The 25,111-nt window shown below is 63.8% G+C and carries 19 protein-coding genes and 2 pseudogenes; 12 read left to right on the top strand and 9 right to left on the bottom strand.

Annotated features, from left to right (window positions below):
* A partial coding sequence (locus BMX61_RS21275) for a helix-turn-helix domain-containing protein (protein ID WP_139198979.1) occupies positions 1 to 242 on the bottom strand: 242 nt, incomplete at its 3' end.
* A gap of 77 nt (positions 243 to 319) precedes the next feature.
* Here BMX61_RS21275 and BMX61_RS21280 point away from each other — a divergent pair.
* Positions 320 to 1,498: pseudogene (locus tag BMX61_RS21280) on the top strand (GTP-binding protein); the annotation flags it as partial.
* 166 nt (positions 1,499 to 1,664) lie between these two features.
* Complete coding sequence (locus BMX61_RS21285) at positions 1,665 to 2,255, top strand: DUF805 domain-containing protein (protein ID WP_075625508.1); 591 nt, start codon at positions 1,665 to 1,667, stop codon at positions 2,253 to 2,255.
* A gap of 69 nt (positions 2,256 to 2,324) precedes the next feature.
* Here the strand turns inward: BMX61_RS21285 and BMX61_RS21290 are convergent, their stop codons facing one another.
* The 3 genes from BMX61_RS21290 to BMX61_RS21300 all read right to left on the bottom strand — a co-directional run bounded on the left by BMX61_RS21290 (position 2,325) and on the right by BMX61_RS21300 (position 5,010).
* Positions 2,325 to 3,473 (bottom strand): CobW family GTP-binding protein, encoded by a 1,149-nt coding sequence (locus BMX61_RS21290; RefSeq protein ID WP_075625507.1) that lies wholly within the window; start codon positions 3,471 to 3,473, stop codon positions 2,325 to 2,327.
* Positions 3,470 to 3,751, bottom strand: a complete 282-nt coding sequence (locus BMX61_RS21295) for a hypothetical protein (RefSeq protein ID WP_075625506.1) — start codon at positions 3,749 to 3,751, stop codon at positions 3,470 to 3,472. The genes BMX61_RS21290 and BMX61_RS21295 overlap by 4 nt, the downstream gene beginning before the upstream one ends.
* A gap of 275 nt (positions 3,752 to 4,026) precedes the next feature.
* Complete coding sequence (locus tag BMX61_RS21300; RefSeq protein ID WP_075625505.1) at positions 4,027 to 5,010, bottom strand: CobW family GTP-binding protein; 984 nt, start codon at positions 5,008 to 5,010, stop codon at positions 4,027 to 4,029.
* Between the two features lie 297 nt (positions 5,011 to 5,307).
* On the opposite strand from BMX61_RS21300, the gene aztA reads away from it, so the two are divergent.
* The 3 genes from aztA to BMX61_RS21315 are packed head-to-tail and all read left to right on the top strand — an operon-like array spanning position 5,308 to position 7,983.
* A complete protein-coding gene (gene aztA, locus BMX61_RS21305; RefSeq protein WP_075625504.1) occupies positions 5,308 to 6,093 on the top strand; it encodes a zinc ABC transporter ATP-binding protein AztA in 786 nt (261 codons plus the stop codon).
* Between the two features lie 11 nt (positions 6,094 to 6,104).
* The gene (aztB, locus tag BMX61_RS21310) at positions 6,105 to 6,974 is read left to right on the top strand and encodes a zinc ABC transporter permease AztB (RefSeq protein WP_075625520.1); all 870 of its coding nucleotides are present in this window, start codon (positions 6,105 to 6,107) and stop codon (positions 6,972 to 6,974) included.
* Positions 6,975 to 7,014: 40 nt separating this feature from the next.
* Positions 7,015 to 7,983 carry a metal ABC transporter substrate-binding protein gene (locus BMX61_RS21315; RefSeq protein ID WP_075625503.1) on the top strand — a complete coding sequence of 323 codons (969 nt, stop codon included), beginning with the start codon at positions 7,015 to 7,017 and terminating at the stop codon, positions 7,981 to 7,983.
* Positions 7,984 to 8,056: 73 nt separating this feature from the next.
* Here BMX61_RS21315 and BMX61_RS21320 read toward each other — a convergent pair whose 3' ends face one another.
* Positions 8,057 to 9,007 carry a DMT family transporter gene (locus BMX61_RS21320; protein ID WP_075625502.1) on the bottom strand — a complete coding sequence of 317 codons (951 nt, stop codon included), beginning with the start codon at positions 9,005 to 9,007 and terminating at the stop codon, positions 8,057 to 8,059.
* A 337-nt stretch (positions 9,008 to 9,344) separates the two neighbouring features.
* Here BMX61_RS21320 and BMX61_RS21325 point away from each other — a divergent pair, with 337 nt between their 5' ends.
* Positions 9,345 to 9,824 (top strand): Lrp/AsnC family transcriptional regulator, encoded by a 480-nt coding sequence (locus BMX61_RS21325; protein ID WP_075625501.1) that lies wholly within the window; start codon positions 9,345 to 9,347, stop codon positions 9,822 to 9,824.
* Here BMX61_RS21325 and BMX61_RS21330 read toward each other — a convergent pair.
* From BMX61_RS21330 to BMX61_RS21340, 3 genes and pseudogenes are all read right to left on the bottom strand, one after another.
* Positions 9,799 to 11,208 carry a heterodisulfide reductase-related iron-sulfur binding cluster gene (locus BMX61_RS21330; protein WP_075625500.1) on the bottom strand — a complete coding sequence of 470 codons (1,410 nt, stop codon included), beginning with the start codon at positions 11,206 to 11,208 and terminating at the stop codon, positions 9,799 to 9,801. The genes BMX61_RS21325 and BMX61_RS21330 overlap by 26 nt on opposite strands.
* 2 nt (positions 11,209 to 11,210) lie before the next feature.
* Positions 11,211 to 12,416, bottom strand: coding sequence for a glycolate oxidase subunit GlcE (gene glcE, locus BMX61_RS21335; RefSeq protein ID WP_092742989.1), 1,206 nt, complete (start codon positions 12,414 to 12,416; stop codon positions 11,211 to 11,213).
* Between the two features lie 62 nt (positions 12,417 to 12,478).
* A pseudogene (locus BMX61_RS21340) lies at positions 12,479 to 13,921 on the bottom strand (FAD-linked oxidase C-terminal domain-containing protein); the annotation flags it as partial.
* A 391-nt stretch (positions 13,922 to 14,312) separates the two neighbouring features.
* Here BMX61_RS21340 and BMX61_RS24400 point away from each other — a divergent pair.
* Positions 14,313 to 15,674 (top strand): hypothetical protein, encoded by a 1,362-nt coding sequence (locus tag BMX61_RS24400; protein WP_139198980.1) that lies wholly within the window; start codon positions 14,313 to 14,315, stop codon positions 15,672 to 15,674.
* A 1,010-nt stretch (positions 15,675 to 16,684) separates the two neighbouring features.
* A complete protein-coding gene (locus tag BMX61_RS21350) occupies positions 16,685 to 17,965 on the top strand; it encodes an MFS transporter (protein ID WP_075625499.1) in 1,281 nt (426 codons plus the stop codon).
* A 7-nt stretch (positions 17,966 to 17,972) separates the two neighbouring features.
* On the opposite strand, the gene BMX61_RS21355 is transcribed toward BMX61_RS21350, so the two are convergent.
* A complete protein-coding gene (locus BMX61_RS21355) occupies positions 17,973 to 18,380 on the bottom strand; it encodes a DUF2000 family protein (RefSeq protein ID WP_075625498.1) in 408 nt (135 codons plus the stop codon).
* On the opposite strand from BMX61_RS21355, the gene BMX61_RS21360 reads away from it, so the two are divergent.
* The 4 genes from BMX61_RS21360 to BMX61_RS21380 all read left to right on the top strand — a co-directional run bounded on the left by BMX61_RS21360 (position 18,379) and on the right by BMX61_RS21380 (position 24,657).
* Positions 18,379 to 19,260, top strand: coding sequence for an AraC family transcriptional regulator (locus BMX61_RS21360; RefSeq protein ID WP_170854996.1), 882 nt, complete (start codon positions 18,379 to 18,381; stop codon positions 19,258 to 19,260). The two genes, BMX61_RS21355 and BMX61_RS21360, sit on opposite strands and share 2 nt — an antisense overlap.
* Positions 19,261 to 19,529: 269 nt before the next feature.
* Positions 19,530 to 20,993: a protein adenylyltransferase SelO gene (locus BMX61_RS21365; RefSeq protein WP_092743007.1), complete on the top strand. Its 1,464-nt coding sequence runs from the start codon at positions 19,530 to 19,532 to the stop codon at positions 20,991 to 20,993.
* Between the two features lie 234 nt (positions 20,994 to 21,227).
* The gene (locus tag BMX61_RS21370; protein WP_075625496.1) at positions 21,228 to 21,617 is read left to right on the top strand and encodes a DUF1801 domain-containing protein; all 390 of its coding nucleotides are present in this window, start codon (positions 21,228 to 21,230) and stop codon (positions 21,615 to 21,617) included.
* A gap of 709 nt (positions 21,618 to 22,326) precedes the next feature.
* The gene (locus tag BMX61_RS21380; RefSeq protein WP_075625494.1) at positions 22,327 to 24,657 is read left to right on the top strand and encodes a glucose/quinate/shikimate family membrane-bound PQQ-dependent dehydrogenase; all 2,331 of its coding nucleotides are present in this window, start codon (positions 22,327 to 22,329) and stop codon (positions 24,655 to 24,657) included.
* Positions 24,658 to 25,111: the final 454 nt, after the last annotated feature.

The raw sequence follows: 25,111 nt of genomic DNA on the forward strand, positions 1-25,111 counted from the left end.
AGCGTGACAATGCGCTCCGCCAGCGCCTGACCGGTCATCCTGGGGCTTGCATGGGGTCGCGACGAGCGGTCGATCATGGCGTCCCGGCCGCCTTGCCGGAAGCGCTCGGTCCAGCGCCTGATGATCTTGGCGCAGACGCCAAACATGCGCGCGGCCTGGGAAACCGGCATGCCAGCCAGCACCAGACGCGCCATTTCTTCTCGACGCAAAGGCGTCAGTCGGGCATTCTTATGGATGTTCATTCGGGGCCTGCGATCCAGGAACTGAGGTGTGGTAACTCCAGTCTCCTCGATCAGCCCCGAATGGACAACCTCCTGAAAGCTCACATCTAGGCGCCGGAAAAACCTCGCTGCTCAATCACGTTCTGCACAACCGCGAGGGCCGGCGGGTGGCGCTGATCGTCAATGACATGAGCGAGGTCAATATCGATGCCGATCTCGTGCGCGAAGGCGGTGCCAAGCTTTCCCGCACGGAGGAGAAGCTGGTGGAGCTATCGAATGGCTGCATCTGCTGCACCCTGCGTGATGATCTGCTGGCAGAGGTGCGGCGACTGGCCGAAGACGGCCGGTTCGACTATCTGCTGATCGAAAGCTCCGGCATATCCGAACCGCTGCCTGTTGCCGGCACCTTCTCCTTCCGCGACGAGGCAGGACAGAGCCTCTCGGATGTCGCCCGTCTGGATACGATGGTCACCGTTGTCGATGCGGCAAGCCTTTTGAAGGATTATGGCTCGCATGAGCTTTTGGCAGATCGCGGCCAAGTGGCCGGCGAAGGCGACGCGCGCAGCCTGATCGACCTCTTGGTCGAGCAGATCGAGTTTGCCGATGTCGTCGTCATCAACAAGGTGTCGGAAGTCTCGCCGGCCGAGCGCGGCCATGTGCGCGCCGTCGTGCGCGGCCTGAACGCCGACTGCCGCATCGTCGAGACCGATTTCGGCCGTGCGCCCCTGACCGACATTCTGGATACCGGGCTCTTCGACGAGGAGAAGGCCGAGCGCCATCCGATGTGGTTCAAGGAGCTTCACGGATTCAAGGACCATGTGCCCGAGACCGAGGAATACGGGATTGAGAGCTTCGTCTATCGCGCCCGTCGCCCCTTCGAGCCTGCCCGCTTCGCCGCCTTCATCCAGGCGAGTTGGCCCGGGCTGATCCGTGCCAAGGGCCATTTCTGGCTGGCGACGCGGCCTGACTGGGCAGGCGAGTTCTCGCTGGCCGGCGCCATCGTCCGCACCTCCCCACTCGGCCGCTGGTGGGCCTCGATCGACCGGCGCGAATGGCCCGATCATGCCGAATGGCGCCGCCATCTGATGACGCGCTGGGACGAGAGCTGGGGTGACCGCCGACAGGAGCTGGTTTTCATCGGCCATGGCATGGACGAGGCGGCGGTCCGTGCCGCGCTCGACGCATGTCTGCTGGCGAGCGCGGACGACTTCCGCCCGGCCGCCTGGGCGAAGCTGCCGGACCCCTTCCCGCGCTGGGGGCACAGCCAGGCGGCGTGAGGGCACGCGGGCAAGATAGGCTGGAAGGGCTGGAGCGCTTGCCGTCTCCGGCCCCTTTTTCTGCCGGGAAAGATGGCTTGCTCACGTGGTTGCGCCACGTGATTTTTGTTTCAAATCCCCAAGGTGGAAAGCTATCATAAGGATGATCTAATTTTGGGGCGTCTTCATGGGTAGTTTTTCTTCGCGGGACTGGCAGGTTTTCCTTGTCTATGTCCTCGTGCCGCTGGTCTTCGTGCTGCGCCGGCCGCCACCGGGGTCTAACCGCTTCGGCCCACCGGCGCGCAGCATGGGCGTGGGCGAGGCCATCGCCAGCTATTTCCGAAACTATGTGAACTCCAGGGGCCGCGCGACCCGCTCGGAATTCTGGTATGCCACGCTTTTCACATTCCTCGTTTCGCTTGCCCTTTGGTGCTTCGAGACGCGCCGCCTAGCCCACACTATCTGGGGGCTCGTGACCTTTCTGCCAACGCTGTCTCTCACCATCCGCCGAATGCACGACATCAACCGTAGCGGCAGGCTTCTGCTGCTCTCTCTGTTCGTGCCTGTCGGGACCATCGCCCTGCTTGTCTGGCATTGCCTTCCCGCACGGGACAAGGCCGCTGATGAAACCGCCTCATCACTCGACCTGGACGGCGGGCCACGCCCTGCTTCCAGGGAAATGCTTGATGGCTTGGAACGGCTGATCAAACAGAAGGAGGACGGCCACCTCTCAACGGAGGAGTTCGAAGTGGCAAAACGCAAACTTCTCGGCGCTTGACGTGTCGATCTTCGACGCGTTCTGGCCCACGGGGTGCGTCATGGCCCGGCCCGCCACACAGGCTTCACCTTACCGCCGCGTCACGTCAAACAATTTGCGCAAGGGTTCCTCGCGCAGGTCACGGCCGATCACCACCAGGCGGCTGCGCCGATCATCACTCGGCCAACCGTCCAGCGGACGGGCGGGGCAGAGGGCATGCTGCACCATGTGGATGATCTCGGGCCGGTCAGGCGCATCGCGATAGGCGACGAGACCCTTCACGCGCAGCAGCTCGCCCGATCCGCGCGGGGCGGCTGCCAACATCTGGAGAAAGGTGCTGAACGCAGTGCGATCCACGGGTCCATCTTGAATGAGACTGAGTGTGGCGATGCCGCCATGGCGGCTCGCGCTCGGGCCGGCCATGGCGACGGCGGCTGTTATCGGTGCCGACGAGGGCCCAGGCAGAGGCGCAGCCGACGGCGCTTTTTGCGCCAGCGCCTCCAGCGCCAGCCACCCGGCAACGTCCTCCGGCTTGGTCGCGGCGTCATAGGAGGATGCCTCAAGCAGGGCCGCCAGATCGAAATCAGGTGCCATCGACTCATGCAGCCTTGCCGATGGATTGAGCGCAGCGATCTCCGCCTTCCAGGGTGCGGCAGGCGCGCGGTCGCCCTTGGTCAGGACGATATCGTCGGCGAAGGCCAGCTGTTTCCAGCATTCGAAATGATGTTCCAGCGGCCCTGCCCCATGTTCGCAATCGAAGGCGGCAATGACGCGGGCAAGGCGAAAGCGGCGGGCGACCACATGATCGCGCAGGCCAAAAGCGGGCAGCGTGCCGGGAATGAGACCGGCAACGACAGGCGCGGGATCGGCGAGCCCCGTCGTTTCGACGATGACGCGCGCAAAAGCGGTCCCCAGCCCCTTGGCACGCTCCTCCTGCAGGGCGAAGAGCGCGCCGCGCAGATCGCTCGACACCGTGCAGCACAGGCAGCCGCTGGAGGTTACCGTCACCTGTGCCGGCCCGGCGCGCACGAGATCATGATCGACGGAAACAGCGCCGAATTCATTGATGACGACAGCGCTATCGGCAAAGCGGGGATCGGCGAGAATCCGGTTGAGCAGCGTCGTCTTGCCCGCGCCGAGAAAGCCGGTGAGCAGGAAGACGGGAATGGCGGCCGGCTCCGATGCGCTCTCGGCCGATGCCCTGTCCTGCGTCCGCGCCTTGCGCAACGGCCAGATCATGCCGCCGCCTCGCCGTTGACCATCCGCTCGAGGTCGGCCGTCGTCACCGCGGCGATCGGCTTGCTGATCTTGAAGGTGCGGCTCGCCGCCGAAGACGACAGCAGACCGATTACGGTTTCCAGATCCGGGCAGCCGGGCTCCGCACAGGCCACCTCGTTGACGACGATCACAGTGCCATCGGCCAGCGCCAACCGGCCGCGCAGCCATTCACGGATACGGGCCACAGCCTCCGCCGCACGCGGGCGGCGCGGGGCCAGGGGATTGACGAAAGCGCTCATCGATCGAGTCTCTTCAATGGGGACGTCTTTGGAAGTAGGACTGCAGCCTGATGCCGGCACAGGCTGCGGCGCACCCCCCACACTCCTCCCTCGCCGATGGGGAGAGGAAGCCAAAGGCACATGCGGCCGGTTTTAATCGGGTCCGGCGGCAGCGCCTGGAGAAGCCCCGCTTCCTATGTCAGAGACGCCCTTTTCCGAGCGCCTTGGACAGGGCGGCACGGCCGCTTTGCCGGCATCGTTCAATACAAACCTGGTCGCACACGGCCAAGCCTGCCTCAAGCGGCGGCGCGTCCGGCGCGGCAGCGCAGGAAGCCGTCTTCGATCACGTCGCGTGGCAAATCGCGGCCGATGAAGACCAGCCTGCTCACGCGTTTCTCGTCCTCGCGCCAAGGCCGCTGATGGTCGCCCTCCAGAAGCATATGAACGGCTTGGACGACGAAGCGGTCATCGTCATTCTCGAAAGCGAGGATGCCTTTCATCCGCAGCATGTCGAGCCCGAAGGCGCGGGTGATCTGCTCGATCCAGGGCAGGAATTTCGCCGGGTCGAGCGGCGTGTCGGTGACGAGCGAGAAGCTGGCGACATGGTCGTCATGCTCATGTTCGTGGGTCTCGTCGAGAAAGTCCGGCTCGACCTCGAGGATCCGGTCGAGATCGAAGGCGCCGCGGCCGATGACGGCTTCAAGCGGCAGGGCGCAGCGCGTGGTGCGGTGGATCGTCGCCGTTGGGTTGATGCGGCGGATGCGCGCCTCCACCTTATCGAGCGCCTCGGTATCGCACAGATCCGCCTTGTTGATCAGGATCGTATCGGCAAAGGCCAGTTGCTCCTGCGCCTCATGTGCATGATCGATTTCGCCGAGCAGGTGATGCGCATCGACGACCGTGACGATCGAGTCGAGCCGGGTTTTGGCGCGCACGTCCTGGTCGACGAAGAAGGTCTGGGCGACCGGCGCGGGATCGGCAAGACCGGTTGTTTCGATCAGGATGCCGTCGAAGCGGCCGGGACGGCGCATCAGCCCCTCGATGATGCGGATCAGATCGCCGCGCACCGTGCAGCAGATGCAGCCATTGTTCATCTCGAACACGCCCTCGTCGGTCTCGACCACGAGATCATTGTCGATCCCGACCTCGCCGAATTCGTTGACGATGACGGCATATTTGCGCCCGTGCTCTTCCGAGAGAATGCGGTTCAGAAGCGTTGTCTTGCCGGCGCCGAGATAGCCCGTCAGCACGGTGACCGGCATGGGTTGAAAAGCAGTCATCTGAAATCTCCTTGGGACGTTCGCCAACATCGAAGCACCGCTGTCGGCGAGACTGGAAAGAGGCGGCATGTTCGGTCGCAGCCATGGCTACGCCCTTCGGGCGGAGGCATGCCTGCGGCCGCCCGTTCACATGTTCATAGGGTATAACATTACGTTTCGCGTTGACGGATGTGATAACATAACATATCGAAGGGTCAAGCCGTGATGACGGCGCCATCTGCTTTCGAGCATCCCGGCTCTCAATAGGGCCGGACCTCTCGCTGTAAAGCCGCAGCGCCGGGACAACAGGAAGGGCCGATGAGCCAGCACGCCCATATCCACAGCGCGCCAAAGCGCACAAAAGACGCCGACGCCGCGCTGACATTCGAGAACCTGACGCTCGGCTATGGTGACCATGCCGCCGTCCATCATCTCGACGGCACCGTGCCGCGCGGGGCGCTGATGGCGGTGGTCGGCGCCAATGGCTCGGGCAAGTCGACGCTGCTGAAGGCGGTGGCCGGCCTGCTGCGGCCGATGTCCGGCCGCATCGCGCGGGCGCCGGCGCTGCGCCTTGCCTATCTGGCGCAGCAGGCCGAGATCGACCGCAGCTTTCCCGCACGTGTGTTCGATCTCGTCTCGCTCGGGCTCTGGCCGAAGCGCGGCCTGCTTGGTCGGCTACGTCAGGCGGATCGGGCCGATATCGCCACCGCGCTTTCAGCGGTGGGGCTCGACGGCTTTTCCGAGCGGGCAATCGACAGTCTCTCCGGCGGCCAGCTGCAGCGCGCGCTCTTTGCCCGCGTGCTCCTGCAGGATGCGGACCTGATCCTGCTCGACGAGCCTTTCAACGCCATCGACGCCAAGACCGTGCGCGATCTCGTGGCGCTGATCCAGCGCTGGCACGGGGAAGAGCGCACGGTGATCGCGGTGATGCACGATCTGGCGCTGGTGCGCGAAACCTTTCCACAGACGCTGCTGCTGGCTCGCCGCGCAGTTGCCTGGGGCGAGACGGCGCACTGTCTTTCGGCCGAAAACCTGCTGAAAGCGCGCAATTTTGCCGAAGCCTTCGACGACACCGCGCCCTGGTGCCGGTCCGAAAGCGCCTGACAGTGACCGCCATGTATGAGTTTCTGATCGCTCCCTTCGTCGATTACGTCTTTCTCCAGCGGGCGCTGGCCGGTAGCATCATGCTGTGTCTGAGCTCGGGACCGGTCGGCGTCTTCCTCATGCTCCGGCGCATGAGCCTGACGGGCGATGCGCTGGCCCATGGCATCCTGCCCGGTGCGGCGGTGGCGTTCCTGTTTTTCGGGCTGGATCTGGCGCCGATGACGCTGGGCGGCTTGATCGCCGGCCTGCTTCTGGCCTTGCTAGCCGGCGCGGTTTCGCGTCTCACCTTGCAGAAGGAAGACGCGTCGCTGGCCGCCTTCTATCTCATCTCGCTCTCGGCCGGCGTGCTGATCGTTTCCATGCATGGGTCGAATATCGATCTGATGCATATTCTCTTCGGCACCGTTCTCGCGCTGAACGATCAGGCCCTGATGCTGATTGCGGGCATTTTCGTCCTCAGCACGGTTGGCTTGGCGCTGTTCTGGCGCGGACTGGTGGCCGAGTGCCTCGATCCACTGTTCTTCCGGTCGGTCAGCCGGCTCGGCACGCCGATCCACTTCGCCTTCCTTTTCCTGGTGGTGCTCAATCTCGTCGGCGGCTTCCAGGCGCTGGGCACGCTGCTCTCGGTCGGGCTGATGATGCTGCCGGCGGCCAGCGCGCGCTTCTGGGTCAATCGCGTCGGGCCGATGTGCGCGCTGGCGGTGGCCTTCGGCATGGTGTCCTCGGTGGCGGGGCTGCTCCTGTCCTATCATGCGGCCCTCCCCACCGGACCGGCCATCATCCTCTTCTGCGGCGCGATCTATGCGCTGTCGATCCTCGGCGCGCCGCGCGGCATCCTGCTTACCCATCTCAGGCGCACCCGCCCGCACCGGGCCGCCTGATCATCCCTCTTCCCAAGCCCTGTCATGAAAGGAGAATCTCATGAACACCAGGCTTCTTCGCCTCGCGCTCGCCTCCGCCGCGCTTGTCCTCCCGCTCTCCGCCGCTCAGGCCGCCGATGGCCCGCTGAAGGTCGTGGCGACCTTCTCGATCCTGGGCGATTTCGCCCGTCAGGTCGGTGGCGACCGCGTGGCCGTGACAACGCTGGTCGGCCCGAACGGCGATACCCATGTCTATGAGCCCAAGCCGACCGACGCGGCTGCCATCGGCAAGGCCGATGTGGTCCTGGTCAACGGCCTCGGCCTGGAAGGCTTCATGGACCGGCTGGTGGAATCCTCCGGCACAAAGGCCGAAATCGTTACCGCCACCAAGGGCGTGAAGCCGCGCAAGATGGAGATCGACGAGGACGAAGGCCATGAGGGCGACGCCGCCAAGGACGGCGCCAAGAAGGAAGAGGCCCATGAAGGCCACCACCATACGGGCACCGATCCACACGCCTGGCAGAACGTCGCCAATGCAGAGATCTATGTGAAGAACATCGTCGACGGCTTCTGCAAGGCCGACAAGGCCGGCTGCGACGACTACAAAAAGAACGGCGCAGCTTATGAAGCTCAGTTGAAGGGCCTGGACGCCGAGGTGCGCAAGACCTTCGCCGGCATTCCCAAGTCCCGCAAGACGGTGATCACCACCCATGACGCCTTCGGCTATTACGCCGCTGCCTATGGGCTGAAGTTCCTGGCGCCGGAAGGCCTTTCCACCGAATCGGAAGCCTCTGCCAAGGACATGGCCGCGCTGGTCGAACAGGTGCGCCACGACAAGGCGACCGCCATCTTCCTGGAAAACATCTCCGACCCACGCTTGATGCAGCAGATCGGCCGCGAGACCGGACTGACGCCCGGCCCTGAGCTTTACTCCGACGCGCTTTCCGAGGCCAACGGCCCGGCCGCAACCTATGTCGACATGATCCGCTACAACACCAAGACCATCGCCACCCAGATCTCGGGAAGCTGACGGATCAACGGCTCTGCAAGCTGCCCGCTTTCCACGCGGATCCTGGCAGTCGCTCAAAACAGCGCGGCGGGGTTTACTCCTGCCGCGTTGGCGTCGTCACGGGCGGCCGCGCGGCAGCCCTGGCAAAGCGGGCCACGCCCAGACAGACGCCGGCAATCTGGCATGCCGCGCCCACCGCCTCGCTCGGACCAGGCATCCGCATTTCATGTATCAGACCATAAATCATGCCGAAGATGGTTTCCGCAACGATCAGCTGCGCAGCCAGGCTTAAGGGCAGGCGCCGCGCGGCGGCTGCCCAGAAGGCCGTGGCCGCGAAAGAGCCGCCGAGGCCCATCATCAGCGACCAGAGCAGAAAGCGCCAGAGCTCTGCCGAGCTCGCCTCCACCGGCCCGGGAAAGCTTGTCCACGGCAGAAGCAAGAGCGCGCCGAACGCCGCTCCGATGCCTTGCAGACAGGTCCAGGCCAGCGTATCGGGCGGGGCCGTGCCCGATAATACCATGGCATTGGCCAGGCCATAGACGATCCAGATGGCCAGTGCGAGCACTGAGAACGCAAGGCCAAGAAACGGCGCCGGCGGCCGGACGGCGCCGAGATCCAGTAGAGCGCTGAGCTGCACCCCGAGAATGCCCAGACCGATCAGTCCGAGCGGTAGCGCCAGCCGGGCAAAGCCGAGCGTGCGCTGGCGCCGTTCGGCGATCAGCGGCAGGATCACCGGCATCAGCCCGGTGATCAACGGCGGAATCACCGCGCCGCCCGCCTTCACCGCAAAGGCGACGGCGAGAAAATAGCCGAGATAGCCTGCAGCACCGAGGAAGAAGCCCAATGCCTTCTGCGCGGGTACGATAGCTGCAAGCGCCCGGCGCAATCTGGGATGGGCCAGCGCCAGCACGGCGGCAAGGCCGAACAGGCCATAGCGGGCGACGGCAAGATCGGCGGGTGTGAAAGGCTCGACGGCGCGGGGAGCCACGAAGGTCAGCCCCCAGAGCGCGCAGGTGGCGATACCGAAGATGAGGCCAGCAAGCATGGTTTGGATCTTTCGAAGACTATGCGCCATCGGTCGCGAACAGCCGGCGCCGAACCGCAGGCGGCCCCGCATGTTCCCCGCGAGCCGGCATCGCATTGATGCGTAGCGGGATGCGAAGGGGGCAACAGGTTCAGGCCGCCACGGTACATCCGGCCCGCCGCACGATATCGGCAGAGAGCGGATGGCCGTTCGGTCGTGGGGACGGGTTCGAGGGCAAGGGTTGAAGGACTTGATGCGGTCAGGCAGGCAGACCGGTGTCCGCCGCCATCGATATCATCGCCTTTTGCAGCCATGGTTTTCCATGGCGTTTCAAAAGTTCGGACGCTAATTTACCGCGATGACAAAAGCAAAACCGGCCTCCGGCCTTCGATCCGAAAATCAGCCGCTCGACGCGATCGATTCAGCGCTCTTGCGAGCGCTCGATGCCGAGGCGCGGCTGCCGCTCAGTGAGCTTTCCCGCCGGGTTGGCCTGTCGGCACCAAGCGTGGCCGAGCGCATCCGCCGGATGGAAACGAGCGGTGTGCTCACCGGCTTCACGGTAGAGACCGATGCGCGGGCGCTTGGCTATGCCATTCGCGCGCTCGTGCGCATCCGCCCGCTGCCGGGCAAGATGCATCTGGTCGAACAGTTGATCCAGGAGATGCCTGCCATTGTCGAGTGCGACCGCATCACCGGCGACGATCCCTTCCTCGCCCGCCTCGTCGCACGGTCCGTGGAAGAGATGGACAAGGCCCTCGATGCCCTGTCCGGCCATGCGGTAACCAGCACCGCCGTCATCAAGGGCCAATCGGTCAAGCGCCGATTGCCGCCGCTTTAGCACTCCCGCCTGTCGTCTCCGCCCGGACGGCGAACAATTCCGCCTCCGCCAGCCGCGCCGGCACAGGGCCGCCGTAGGCCCAGTCGAGAAGCTCCACCGTATGAACCACCGGCAGGCGGCTGGCCTGGCCGATCTGGGTGATGCAGCCAATATTGCCGGCGGCGACGAGATCGGCACGGGTGGCTTCGAGATGGCCGACCTTGCGGGCCTGCAGCGTGGCTGAAATCTCCGGCTGGAGGATGTTGTAGGTGCCGGCGGAGCCGCAGCAGAGGTGGCCTTCCGCCGGCTCCCTGAGCGTGAAGCCGGCGGCCGAGAGCAGGCGCTTGGGCTGCAGCGTCACCTTCTGCCCGTGCTGCAGCGAGCAGGCGGCGTGATAGGCGACCGTCAGGCCCTTGGACGGGCAGGCCGGCAGGTCGAGCCGGTCAAGATATTCGGTGATGTCGAGCGCCAGTGCCGAAATGCGGGCGGCCTTCTGCGCATAGGCAGGGTCGTGCTGCAGCATATGGCCGTAATCCTTGAGCGTGGTGCCGCAACCGGATGTGGTGACGAGAATGGCATCGAGGCCGCCCGCCTCGATCCGCGCGGTCCAGGCATCGACATTGCGCCGCGCAAAGGCCAGCGCCTCCTCCTGCCGGCCCATGTGATGCACCAGCGCGCCGCAACAGCCCTCGCCCGGCACATCCACGACCTCCACGCCGAAGCGGGACAGCAGGCGCGCGGCCGCTTCATTGATCGAGGGGTCGAGCACGCTCTGGGCACAGCCGGCAAGGAGCGCCACCCGCCTGCCGCTCAACCCCTCACCGGACGTGGACGCTGCGATTGACGCGGCCCCTTCGACCGGCCTTGCCGCCTGCACAGGCGCGGACGAGGCGGGCGGCGCCGGGCGCGCCTCCTGCGCCAGCCGCAGCATGGCCGCAAGCGGCTTCAGCGCCGCCACGCGGGCCAGCGCCGGGCCGAGGGGCCGGGCAAGGCGCGCCAGCCGGAGTGCAGCGCGAAACCGGGCGGGATAGGGCAGCACGGCGGCCAGCAGGCCGCGGATCAGCCGGTCGGCCAGAGGGCGCGGATAGGTTTGCTCCACATGCACGCGGGCATGGTCGATCAGATGCATGTAATCGACGCCGGAGGGACAGGTGGTGGTGCAGGCGAGGCAGGAGAGACAGCGGTCGAGATGGGTGACCACCTCCTCCGTTGCCGGGCGGCCGTTTTCCAGCATGTCCTTGATCAGGTAGATCCGCCCGCGCGGGCTGTCGAGCTCGTTGCCGAGCGTGACATAGGTAGGACAGGTGGCAGTGCAGAAGCCGCAATGGACGCAGCGGCGCAGGATCGCCTCGGATTCGGCAAGGGCGGGATCGGCGCGCTGCTCGGGGGTGAAGGAGGTCTGCATGCTTAAGTCATCCTGCCGGGATTGAAGAGGCCGTGCGGATCGAGGCTGGCCTTGACCCGTGCGGAAAGGGCGGCGAGCGCCGGCGGCTGCGGCTCGAAGGCAGGCGTGACCGCGCGGGCCGCAGCACTGGCGCGCAACAGCGTGGCATGGCCGCCGCCAAACCGGCGGATCAAGCCGCGCAAGAGCTCGGCCTCCGGCTCCGCCTCCATGCGCAGAAAGATGAGCCCACCCTGCCAATCGAAAAAGGCGTCGACACCGGCCTCCATCCGCAAAGCCTCCAGAAGCGGCGCTCCCGCCATAGGCGCGACCGAGACGCGCCAGAGCGGCTTTTGCGTGCCGTCGGCATAGGGCTTGATGTCGCGGATCTCGCGCCAGAGCACGGCGCTCTCCTCCGGACCCAGCCGCGTGATGGGCGCGCGCGGCGAGAGCGCGGCAGCGAGCTTGTCCGCCCGCAGCACCACGGAGGCCGCCAGGCCCTCCAGCCGCAGCACGGTGGCCGCACCTTCCGGCAGGGCGCCGGAGAGAAAGCGGCCACGCACGCTTTCCGGCAGATGGGCGGCGCCCGATACTTCGACCGGCAGTGCCATTGCCGCCGCCATGGAGCTGGATGCCGCCGCATCGTCGAGACCGGAGAGCACAAGCGTTTCCGCCCGCTCCGGCCGGGGCAGCAGGCGGAAGGTCACCTCGGTCAAAAGGCCGAGCGTGCCGAAACTGCCGGCCATCAGCTTGACGAGGTCGAGCCCGGTCACATTCTTCATCACCTGCCCGCCGGCCTTGATCGCCTCGCCCGCGCCATTGATGAAGCGGACGCCGAGCAGGCTGTCGCGCGCGGCGCCCGCCACCAGGCGGCGCGGGCCGGAGACATTGGCAGCGAAGACGCCGCCGATGGTGGGTGTGCCGGTCGTGGCCATGACGGGGCGATGGTCGGCGGGCTCGAAGGCCAGCATCTGCCGCTGCCCGTCCAGCGCCGCCTCTATCTCGGCAAGCGGCGTGCCGGCGCGCGCCGTCATCACCATTTCGCCGGGCGCATAGCGGCTGATGCCGGAGAGAGCGGCCGTGCTGACGACGGCGGAGACGGCGCCTGCCCGGCCGAAGCCACGGCGCGTGCCGCCGCCTTCGATCGCCAGCGGCGCACGCGCCGCCGACGCCGCGCGCACGAGCTCGGCCGCCTGCATCTCCGTCTCGGGACAGTGCCGGGGCAGGCTCATGCGAAGGTCTCCGGCACGGCCGTGCCCGCCATCGCGTTGCGCTCGGGCGCCGGACGGAGGAGCGGCCGGCCCTCCAGCGGAAAGACCTTGGACGGGTTCAACAGCCATTGCGGATCGAAGGCGGCGCGCACGGCCATCTGCTGGGCGAGATCGGCCTCGCTAAATTGAAAGCGCATGAGATCGCGCTTTTCGATGCCGACGCCATGCTCGCCGGTGAGACAGCCGCCGGCCTCCACGCAGAGCTTCAGGATTTCATTGCCCGCCGCTTCCGCCTTGGCCGCCTCGTCCGGGTCATTGGCGTTGAACAGGATCAAAGGATGCATGTTGCCGTCACCGGCATGGAAGACATTGGCGACCTGAAGGCCGAAACTTTCACAGATCTCGCCTGTGCGCCTCAGCACATGCGAAAGCTGGCTGAGCGGCACGGTGCCGTCCATGCAGATATAATCGGCGACGCGGCCGGTGGCGCCGAAGGCGGATTTACGGCCCTTCCAGATCAGCGCCGCTTCCGTGGCCGACTGGCTCTCGCGCACGGTCTTCACCCGGTGGCGCCGGGCGATGGTGACGATGGCCTCCAGCATGGCCTCCATCTCCGCCTCCGCCCCTTCGACCTCGACGATCAGAAGCGCTTCGACATCGAGCGGATAGCCGGCCTTGGCGAAGGCCTCGCAGATGGCGATGGCCGGCCGGTCCATGAATTCGATGGCGACGGGAATGATGCCGGCGGCAATAATATCGGCGACGCAGGCGCCGGCTTCCGTGGCGCTGTCGAAGCCGAAGAGCACCGGCCGCGCGCCCTCGGGCCGGGCGATCAACCGCACCACCGCCTCCGTGACCACGCCGAGCTGGCCCTCGCCGCCGCAGACGAGGCCGAGCAGATCATAGCCGCCGGCATCCAGATGCGGACCGCCGAGCGTCACCACCGTGCCATCGACCAGCACCAAGGTGACGCCGAGCAGATTGTTGGTCGTCACCCCATATTTCAGGCAATGGGCGCCGCCGGAATTCATGCCGATATTGCCGCCGATGGTGCAGGCGAGCTGGGAGCTGGGATCGGGCGCATAGAAAAAGCCATCCGGCCCCACCCGCTCGGAAATCGACAGATTGGTGACCCCGGCCTCGACCCGCGCCGTACGGTTTTCCAGATCGACCTCCAGGATCCGGCTCATGCGCGAGAGGCCGAGCACCAGCGCGTCCTCCTGCGGGATCGCGCCACCCGACAGCGAGGTGCCCGCCCCGCGCGGCACCACGGGAATACCCTGCGCATGCGCATAGGCCAGCACCGCCGACACCTCTGCCGTGTCCTTCGGCAGGACGACGGCGAGCGGCAGACGGCGATAGGCGACATAAGCATCGGTTTCGAACGGCTTCAACGCCCGCTCGGCATGAACGAGCCCGCCGGGCGACAGCATCGCCTCGAGATCGGCGATGATCGCCGCGCGCCGCGCGAGAATCTCGGGGCGCGGCGGAAGGAAGGCAATAGGCCCTTCGCCCTCAAGGCGCATGGCATCGGACATCCGGCTTCTCCTCCCGAAGCATCAGCCGGACGCACGTCCTCGGGTGCTGCAGCTGAGGGAGAGGAGTCTAGCGGGGAATAGGGTGGGGTTGAAGGGAATTTAGCGATCGGCGGACATTCCAGTCGTCTGGGCTTAGATCACCACAGGCGTTACAGGGCGCGCGCCTCACATTCATGTTTTTCAAGGATAAACTTGAGTACTTAGAGTTTCAAACCGGCGCCCAATACATCAATCAATTGATCGTGAAATACATGATCTTGCGAATGACTTTTATACGCCGTTTAGGCCTTGATTGCATTCTTCAAAGCGCAATATTCTGCAATTATACGCATTCTAACGGGTAAATGCATACGCCAGCTTTCTCACAAAGGTTTTATATATGTCTGGTCTCACATCGTATGTAGAGGCATTGATCGCAGAAATAACGCGCGTGCAAGCACTAGATTTTATGTCGGATATAGATGAAGGAGAATTTTCCTTTCCCGGGCAGATAGCAGCAGGCGATGACCGCTTCATCATGACGACGCGAGAGATGGAGCGCCTGATCGAGCTGTCTGCACGAGAACTCAAACGCAGCAACCTGCTGATAAGTCGCATCCACACTGATCGCGAGTGGATCTGGATGGTTCGCAGCGCATTCGGCCCAGCTCTTATGCTGATCGATCTTGAGGGTGACCCTCAGGCCAATGCCCGAACTATTGTATCAGAGGTATGCTTAGCGGTTAACGAATATATCGAATCTTATGACCATGCAGAGCATGTTTTGGGTTGCACTCTCTTTAGTAACTTTGAAGTCCCGCATTTTTCCATTGGCCCTGTACACTTTGAACCTCGTGCTGCATGGCTCTCACGCAATTTTTCGGAAGGCAAGGTAAATAAGATCACTGCGCGTCGTGTTGCCCGCGCTTGGTCAGGCCAAAAGCTTCGCAATCGTAAGCCAACGAGAGAATCCATAAAAGAACGACATATCTTGGATGTAATTCAGAATAGTACATATGTCTGCAGCGTATGGACAGAAGGCCTCGCTGCTGAGGCAGGACGACTGAAGGCCCAGACTGCCGCCCGCCTTGCGATGACGGGGATTGCGTTGCGGTGGGCCAATTCCTCCCGGGCCCTTGACGGGTTCAAATTGCAAGTTGATCAACCATCTCGCAGACAGCCCTCGATAACCTTTACTTCAAATAAAAGAATAATATTTGGAAGCAATTTAAAAGGCATGCCGCATGGTCCATATATTAATGCTGAAAGGTGGGCAAATTTACTCTCAGAATATCAGAAATTTTTCCAAATAGTAGGAGAAGCAATTGCATACTACCTCTCCGCAGATGGAAAGGCGCCACGATCAAAACTTATGAATACATTTGCACAAGCCCTCCTTTGGTTTCATGAGGGATGCAAAGAGGAAATACACTTGATAGCATTAGTAAAATTCTCTGCGTGCCTTGATACTTTGGCGAGCGGTGGAAAGTCAAACGGGATCAGAAGCATGATAAAGGCCCGACTGGGCGTACCAAGTGACAAGCCGATCCGCAAAGACGGCCTTACGATGCATGAAGCAGTAGATGAGATCTATAGCTTAGGCCGAAGTCGCACTATTCATGGCACTAACGATAAAATCGGCAATGACTGGTCATCGACAAGAGAGCTTGCGGAACATCTGGCGCGGCTGTGCCTCTTAACATGCCTAGAATGGGCGGCGGATAATCCCGAGAATAGCGACCCGCTCGCTCTTAAGCGGTAAGCTGACTTTATCAAAATATCACGACTGCGAAAATGGAGTTTGTGAACATTGCGCAGATGTAAACGTGATGAATTTTACGCACGTGGTAGCCATCTTCTTTACATCTTTATTTAGGTATTAACCGCCATGAATAACAAATTGAAATTCAGAGCTTAGTTTGCGCAACAGATCAGCAGAACCCTACTCACTTACAGCCTCATTCTCCTTATCTCCCTCATCCGGCAGCACCAGGTCAATCATGCTTTTCTTCTTACATGAGAGGCCAGCGTCCGCTCACGGCTATCACTGCGCAAACTTGCGAGCCAGGGTGGACGAGGCTAGCAGCCTCTGGCGCGGTCGAAACCTTCCGCGCGTCTTGCCGTAGCCCTTCACGGTGTTGCGAATACTCACGAGTGTTTCGGCAAGCCGTATCGTAATCTCGTTCATGGCGCGGCGGTCGCGACGGCAGGAGCTGCGGCACCGCAGCGAACAGCACGTCGATGCCAAAACAGCCGTCCAGCAGACTCCATTCATCTTTTTCAGCCACATACTGTCTCAAACAACATTAGCCAAGCCGACGCATGTAATGCAATTTGACCATTACAATCTCGCCTGCGTCAAATTGGCGAATACCCCATGCCGCCCTGTTGCGTTAAGGCCGCCGCAGCAAGTAAAATCTGGAGATGTCCGACATGTCGGATCCATGGGACTGGTTCCCGATCGTCTTTTTTCCGCTCAAGCTGATCGTCCTGGGCACGGGCATGTTCTTCGCCATCAAGTGGCATCGCGATCAAGCGAAAAAGAAATAGCCAAAGCCCGCAGCGCAGAAGCGCCCGCTGACGGAAAGCGCATCGCCCGTGAGCCCGCTTCAGGCTGATCGCGGTCCGCACAAGTCCGTTTCCACGCCCGGCAGCGGCACGATCGGGCAGGCCCTATACGAAAGGGCATGATGTCCGCCTTTATCCGGTCATACGCAGGAACTTATTGATCGCATCGCCCTTATTGCGCGCAGTGCAACAGGGCGCGCGATCATGGCAACAGCGGCTTTCGGTTTACCTTCCGCCTCTCCAGCCTCGGCCGAAGGAGGTCGCGATCTGCGCCGCGCCTGTCTGGCTCTCCTCGCGCTGAATTTCTTCATGGCCGATATGCAGGCCGGCATCGGCCCGTTTCTCGGCGTATTCCTGCAGCAGCATGGCTGGCAGGCCGGGCCGATCGGCACGGTGATGACGCTTGGCGGCGTGTCCGGCATGCTGATGACCACGCCGGCCGGCGCCTTTATCGACCATACCCGCCGCAAGCGCTGGGTGATCGTCATCACCGGCATTGCCACCGTGCTCGCCGCCTTCCTCATCCTCCTCTCGCAATCGGCCGTGGTCGTCGGCATCAGCCAGGTGGCCACGGCGGTCGCCGGCGCGGCCATCGTGCCCGCCGTGGCCGGCATCACGCTCGGGATCGTCAAGCAGAAGGGCTTCAACGAGCAGAACGGGCGCAACCAGGCCTTCAATCATGCCGGCAATTTCGTCGGCGCGGGGTTGTCCGGCTGGCTCGGCTGGCTCTTCGGCATGCCGGCGATCTTCTATCTCTCGGCCGGGTTCGGCGTCTTCGCCGTGCTCTCGGTCCTCTCCATTCCCGAGCGCGCCATCGACCATCAGGCCGCGCGCGGCATGAAGGAGGGCGAGGAGGGCAAGGAGGGCGCAAGCCAGGCGGAGGGCTTTCGCGAGCTCCTGCGCAACAAGCCGCTGCTCATTCTGGCCGCCGCGCTCGCCTTCTTCCACCTGGGCAATGGCGCGATGCTGCCGCTCTTCAGCCTGGCCGTGGTCGACAAGGGCGGTAGCGACCCGGCGCTCTTCACCGCCGAAACGGTGATGGTGGCGCAGGCCGTGATGATCCCGGTCTCGCTTCTGGCCATGCGTCTTTCCTCCGGCCGGGGTTATTGGCTGGTGCTGTTCATCTCCTTTCTGGCGCTGCCGCTGCGCGGGCTTTTGGCCGGCGGGGTGATCCAGCCCTGGGGTGTGTGGCCGGTTCAGGCGCTGGATGGGATCGGCGCCGGGCTGCAGAGCGTCGCCGTGCCCGGCCTCGTCGCCCGTCTCTTGAACGACACCGGCCGCGTCAATGTAGGCCAGGGCGCGGTGATGACGATCCAGGGGCTCGGCGCCAGCCTCTCGCCCGTCATTGGCGGCTGGCTCGCGCAGATGCTGGGCTATCCCGCCGCCTTCTTCATCCTCGGCTCTCTCGCGCTCGGCTCGGTCGGCCTCTGGCTTGGCTTTAGCGGCATGCTGCGGCCGGCCTGCGCAGGCGAGCAGGAGGGGTGAGCTCCCCTCACCCGTGCATTTTCGCCCCCTTGGTGATCTTGTCGACGATCTTCTTCTCCGCCCTCAACGCAAGGCCGACGAGCTTTGCCGTATCTGGATCGAAAGCGGCGAACGCATCGCGGTTGGCCTGGTCATGGCCTGTCGAAAACATCTCCTCGATATAGGCGGAGATCCGCACCTGCCGCTCCAGCGCGCGCTTGTGGATCGTGCGCAGCGTCTCCTGCTCGGCAGCCAGCACCACGATCGGCTGGATCGTCATGGGATTGTAGACATGGCCGGCCGCATCCCGATAAGCTTCGCCGATAATCTCGGGCGTCTGCGCCACGATGCCGCTGGTCAGAAAGGCGGTGACATTGAGGGCCTGCCAGGCGGCGAGGTCCCCGCGCAGGACGATGGCGATCTTGGTGTCGAACATGGCGAAAAATTCCCTTCAAGGCATGGAACGCGCCGAGGACCTAGCGCGGATGGCGCAGGCCGGTCTTGAACGTTCGTGCAAGCAGGGTTTTCGCGATGGCCTGAGCCTGTCGGCGCCGGAGGACGGGATCGAGCGGATCGAAGCCCGGTTTCGCGGCAATGGCTTTTCGCCGCATCGCCACGACACCTATGCGCTCGGCCTGACGCTGCATGGAATCCAGACCTTTCGCTACCGGGGCGAGGCGCGTTTCAGCATGCCGGGCAAGGTGATCGTGCTGCATCCCGACGAGCTGCATGATGGCGCCGCCGGAACCCAGGACGGCCTGATCTACCGCATGCTCTATCTGCCGCCGGAGCTGGTCGGCGCCGCCAGCGGCCATCTGCCCTTCCTGCGCGACCCCGTGGTGGAGGATGGCGCGCTCTGGCGGGCGCTCGCCCAGCTTCTCGGCGATCTTCAACAGGAGCCGGATGAGCTGGCCCTGGACGATGCCATCGGCCAGATCGCCGCCCGGCTCGCACAACAGGCCGGCAGCGGGCGAAGCAAAAGCAAGATGCTGGCGCGGCCGGCGCTTCTCCAGGCGAGCGATCTCCTGGTAAGTGAGAGCAGCCGCACCATCCGGTCGCAGGCGCTCGAAGATCTGGTCGGCCTGGATCGCTATGAGCTCGCCCGGCAATTCCGCCTTCTCTTCGGCACCAGCCCCCACCGCTATCGCATCATGCGCCGGCTGGACCATGCCAAGCGTCTGCTGCGGGCCGGCGCCGGCCTGGCCGAAGCCGCGGCCGAAGCGGGCTTTGCCGACCAGGCGCATTTCACCCGCCATTTCCGCAACAGCTTCGGCCTGACGCCGGGGCGATGGGTGGGGATGCGCGACAGCGCCTGATCGCGCCTCGCCTGAGCGACAATGGAGCAACATCCTTCCTCAGCGCCGCGCAACAGATCAGACCGGCCGGCAAAAGCGATGGCGGCCCGCACCGCCGAGGCGCAGGCCCGGATGATCGGACGCGAAGCGCCGTTGAAGAAGGATGCGCAGGTGCGAGCGGCGGAAAGATCGCAACCCGTTCAGCACGGCAAAGTTATACCCCCTTTGCTGCCCTATGCTTGACGCCCTATATGCCGGGTCTCAAGGAGTGCGCCATCATGACCGACGCGATGCCGAGCCTGACCTTTGACAACAGCTATGCGGCCCTGCCGGATCGCTTCTTTGCCCGCGTCGCGCCGACGCCGGTGGACGCGCCGGTCGTGATCGCCTTCAACCGGGCGCTGGCGGCGGAGCTTGGCTGGGATGCCGCGAGCGTGGAGCGCGAGGCGTCCGCCTTCTTTTCCGGCAATCGGCTGCCGCCGGGCGCCGATCCTCTGGCCATGGCCTATGCCGGCCACCAGTTCGGCCATTTCGTGCCGCAGCTCGGCGATGGCCGGGCGATCCTGATCGGCGAGGTGATCGACGCCCATGGCAGGCGCCGCGACATTCAGCTGAAGGGCGCGGGCCCCACGCCCTTTTCCCGCCGGGGAGATGGGCGCGCGGCGCTCGGGCCGGTGATGCGCGAATATCTGGTGAGCGAGGCCATGCATGCGCTCGGCATCCCCACCACCCGTGCCTTGGCCGCGGTGGTCACGGGCGAGCCGGTCCAGCGCGACACCGTTCTGCCCGGCGCGGTGCTGACCCGGGTGGCGGCCAGCCACCTGCGCGTCGGCACCTTCCAGTTCTTCGCCGCGCGCGACGACCGCGAGGGCCTGCGGCGCCTGACCGATTATGCCATTGCCCGTCATGATCCCGATTTGGCGGACGCCGAAATCCCGGCACTCGCGCTTCTGGAGCGGGTAGCCGCGCGCCAGGCCGATCTCGTCGCCCGCTGGCTCGGCGTCGGCTTTATCCATGGGGTGATGAACACCGACAATTTCTCGATCTCGGGCGAAACCATCGACTTCGGCCCCTGTGCCTTCCTCGATACCTACGACCCGCGCAAGGTCTTCTCCTCCATCGATCAGAACGGGCGCTATGCCTATGCCAGCCAGCCCGGCATCGCCCAATGGAACCTCGCGCGGCTCGCCGAATGCCTGTTGCCGCTGATCGACGAGGATGGCGACAAGGCCGTGGGAAAGGCCAGTGCCGTCATCAGCGCCTTCCCAGCGCGCTTCCAGGGCGCCTGGCTCGCCGTCATGCGGGCGAAGCTGGGGCTTCGCACGGCGGAGGAGGGCGATCTCGACCTGATCCAGGCCTTCCTCGCGCTGCTGCACAAGGGCGAGGCCGATTATACGCTGGCGTTGCGCGCGCTCCCGGACGCCATAACCGGCGATGCCGCCTCGCTCATCGAGCGCTTCAGGCGGCCGGTGGCGCTTACCGGATGGCTGGAGACCTGGCGCGCCCGGCTTGCCCGCGAGCCCGAGGACGTTGCCCGAAGCGAAGCGATGCGCAAGGTGAACCCGCTCTTCATCCCCCGCAACCACCGCATAGAGCAAGCCATTGCCTCCGCCCAGGAAGACGGTGATTTCTCGCTGTTTACCGCGCTGCAGAAAGCGCTCGCCCTCCCCTATGACGACCAGCCGGAGTTTGCGCCTCTGGCGGAGGCGCCGGCGGAGGCGGAGGTGGTGACGCGGACGTTCTGTGGGACGTGACGGTGGAAAAATATAGCTTCGTGCCATCATCATGTCGCCTGTGCGCCAATAGCGGTCATTGCGAGTGCCGCAAAACTAACTATTCTGCGACGTCGCAAAAGTCAGGAAAACAAGTGTCGCTTCAATCGGGAGTTTCGCGTCAATGTCGAGACCGAGCTTATGAAGCTGTCGCAAGCGGAGCGGCCCAGTCTTATAGTACTCCGCTTGTATAGCCTGCGCTTGAAAGGAGACCGAATGGCCGATCCGGTCGGAACCTTTGAACAGGTGATCGCTCTGGAACCCCAGCACGAAGCGTTGGTTCGTGCCTTGCGGGCGCTGGCCTCAGAACTGCACCCCGATCGCATAGAGGTCTCGCGGCCAGGTGATCGGGCCGTGAGTTGGGGCTGGGGACCCAAGAAGATGAGCGAGGCCTATGCCTGCGCGCTTCCCTACAAGGATCACGTGAACCTCGCCTTTTACCGGGGCGCTACTCTAGCTGATCCAGCCGGAAAGCTTCGAGGCAGTGGGAAGGCGATGCGGCACATGTCGCTAACCCGAGTGGATCAACTGAACGACCAGGCAGTTCGGGATTTACTGGTAGCGGCGCGAGAAGAGCGGCGACAGGCGCTCCGGCTAACTGACTGATCAGAACCACGCACAGGCGGGCTCGCTCGCCTACCATGAGTAACTGCTTTGAATCACGGATATCTCGAAGCCCCTTATCTCAGCCCACTCAACCTCGCACAACTGGATCGCGAAAATCCTAACTTTCACGACAGATTCGCCGCCGCTGAAATCAAAACTTAATTTCTGTCGCGGAACTCGGTCGCAAAACTCAAAGTTTCGCGGCCGTTTTTTTGCGACTGCGTACGTCCGCAAAGGGCCGAACTCAGACAACATCATCCTATATTCGGCGGTCACCTCACTTTGGGTCAAATCCAGCTTCGATTGTACAATGGCGATCTAACGGAAGGCGAATGTCTGCTCCCACACTAGGCACACTAACCGCAAGACGCACCCAAACGCGGCCGATCCCGCATCCGCTTTCCCCACCTCCCCCTCACATTGAACTTTCCCTAGCCTCCGCTAATTGGACCGATCAGCGCAGTCATGTCAGCGGCCGGGCTTATTCCCTCTGTCGGCAGGTCCCGCGTGCATCCCTTCCGGCTGATGCGGCATCTTCCTCCGCGTCGGTTCTGTTGCTGAAAGGCTGAGGTCGTGTGATCCTTCCGCAAGGGTCGTCGGCGCGCGGCCGAAACGTTTTTTGAGCCGACAGCGCCGCCGGGCATCCTCTCGCCGGCGGCGCTGCCGATAGACCATCGCCGCAGGGACCCGTTGCGGCAGGAGTTGTTCCATGATCCTTGTTCTCACAGCAATCGTCTTCGCCCTGATCGGCCTGGCCGTCGGCGGCGCCGGCGTATGGCTCGCCGTGCTTGGCGGCAGCTGGTATTATATCTTTGCCGGCCTCGGCTTTCTGCTCACGGCCTTCCTGCTCTTCACCCGCCGCCCCAGCGCGCTGACGGCCTATGCGCTCGTCATCGTCGGCACACTCGCCTGGGCGATCTGGGAGGTGGGCTTCGACTGGTGGCAGCTTGGGCCCCGTGGCGGCGTCATCATCCTGCTCGGCCTCTGGCTGCTGCTGCCGGCTATCCGCGCCCGCCTCGGCTTTACCAGCCCGACCGGCCAGGTCTATCGCGCCGGCGCCGGAACTTTGGGCGGTGCGGTACTGCTCTCGCTTCTTGCCGCTGCCTATTCGATGACGCAGGATCCGCTGGATAAGACCGGCAGCCTGCCGGAGGCGCAGGCCGGCGCTACCGCCGATTATGGCGGCCAGGTCGCCGACAATGAATGGCACCAATATGGCCGTACGCCTTATGGTCAGCGTTATTCGCCACTGTCGCAGATCACCAAGGACAATGTGTCCAGCCTCGAAGTTGCCTGGCAATATCAGACCGGCGACGTCAAGCGGCCCGACGATGTGGGCGAGACGACCTATCAGGTGACGCCGCTGAAAATCGGCAACATGCTCTATGTCTGCACACCGCATAACTGGGCGATCGCCATCGACGCGACGACGGGCGAGGAGCGCTGGAAATATGACAGCAATCCCGGCATGAACCCGAACCGGCAGCACCAGACCTGCCGGGGCGTCAGCTATTATGCCGATGCCGCTGCGGCCCCCGGTAGCGCCTGCGCCACCCGCGTCTATCTGCCGACCTCGGATGCCCGGCTGATCGCGCTCGACGCTCAGAACGGCAAGGTCTGCACCAGCTTTGCCGATCAGGGCACGCTGCATCTCGAACAGGGCATGCGCTACCAGCCGGCCGGCTATTATTACTCGACCTCGCCGCCCGTGATCTCCGGCGGCAAGATCATCATTGGCGGCGCGGTCAACGACAATTACTCCACCCAGGAACAGTCCGGTGTCATCCGCGCCTTCGATGTCAACACCGGCGCGCTCGTCTGGAACTGGGACAGCGGCAATCCCGATGTGACCACGCCCCTGCCGGAAGGCCAGACCTACACCACCAACTCGCCCAACAGCTGGTCGGTCTTCTCCTATGACGAGGCGCTGAACCTCGTCTACATCCCGCTCGGCAACCAGGTGCCCGACCAGCTCGGCATGAACCGGAGCGAAGCCGTCGAGCGTTTCTCCTCCTCCATCGTCGCGCTGGATATGGGCACCGGCCAGGTGCGCTGGGTGCGCCAGACCGTGCATCACGACCTCTGGGACATGGACGTTCCTGCCCAGCCGGTCCTGCTCGACATCAACGGCCGCAAGGCGCTGGTGGGCCCGACCAAGCAGGGCGATATCTATGTGCTCGACCGCGCCACCGGCGAGCCGATCATCCCGGTCAAGGAAGTGCCCGCCCCCGGCGGCGCCATCCCCGAGGATCATGCCTCGCCGACACAGCCGCTCTCCGGCCTCACCTTCTCCCCGCCGCCGCTGCAAGACAGCAGCATGTGGGGCATCACGATGTTCGATCAGCTGGCCTGCCGCATCCAGTTCCACCGGCTGCGCTATGAAGGCCGCTACACGCCGCCGTCGCTGCAGGGCACGATCGTCTATCCCGGCAATTTCGGCACGTTCAACTGGGGCTCCGTCGCGGTGGATCCCGAGCGCCAGGTGATGTTCGGCATGCCGACCTACCTGGCCTTCACCTCGCGCCTCGTTCCGCGTGCGGATATCCCGCCGAAGGGCCAGGACGAAAAGGGCTCGGAACAGGGGCTGAACCGCAATGACGGCGCGCCCTATGGCGTCTATATGGGCCCGTTCCTGTCGCCGCTCGGCATTCCCTGCCAGGCGCCGCCATGGGGCTATGTCGCCGGCGTCGATCTGAAGACCGGCGATATCGCTTACAAGCACCGCAACGGCACGGTCTATGACATGACGCCGCTGCCGCTGCCCTTAAAGGTCGGCGTCCCCGGCATTGGCGGGCCGATGATCACCAAGGGCGGCGTCGCTTTCCTCGGCGCGGCGGTCGACAACTATCTGCGCGCCTATGATCTGACCACCGGCAAACAGCTCTGGCAGGCCCGCCTGCCGGCCGGCGGCCAGTCCACACCCATGACCTACGCCACCGACGACGGCACCCAATATGTCGTGATGGTCGCCGGCGGCCACGGCTCGGTCGGCACCAAGCCGGGCGATTACATCATCGCCTATCGCCTGCCGAAGAAATAAAGCGGGGCGGATTTGACCGGAGACCGGCCCGCGCGGGAGACTGCGCGGGCTTTTTTGCTTTGGTCAGATTATCCAAGCCGAAGGGCACCGCTGACGCGAAATCCGGAGGATCACGCCCGAATTTTGACTTTTCTGGCAAAGATCATCATCACGCGCCGCGTCATCCTCGGGCTTGTCCCGAGGATCTGCGACGGTCATTGATTCTCAGACATATCAAGCGTTTGCAGATTCTCGGGATAAGCCCGAGCATGAAGAATCGATGAGTTTGCGTGTCTGTCAGAGCGTGCCAGACATCACGAAGCGGTCGACCCGGATTTCATCTGACTGACGGGATTTTTCATCATGCGAGATATGTTTTATATGCCTAATTTATTCGTATGGTTGCATTATCGCGTCGATGGAGAGTGATGGGCTGCTGTCGCGCGTAAAGGTCACTTTCATGCCATAGAGATTT

The sequence above is a fragment of the Xaviernesmea oryzae genome (genome assembly GCF_900109605.1).
Taxonomy (GTDB): Bacteria; Pseudomonadota; Alphaproteobacteria; order Rhizobiales; family Rhizobiaceae; genus Xaviernesmea; species Xaviernesmea oryzae.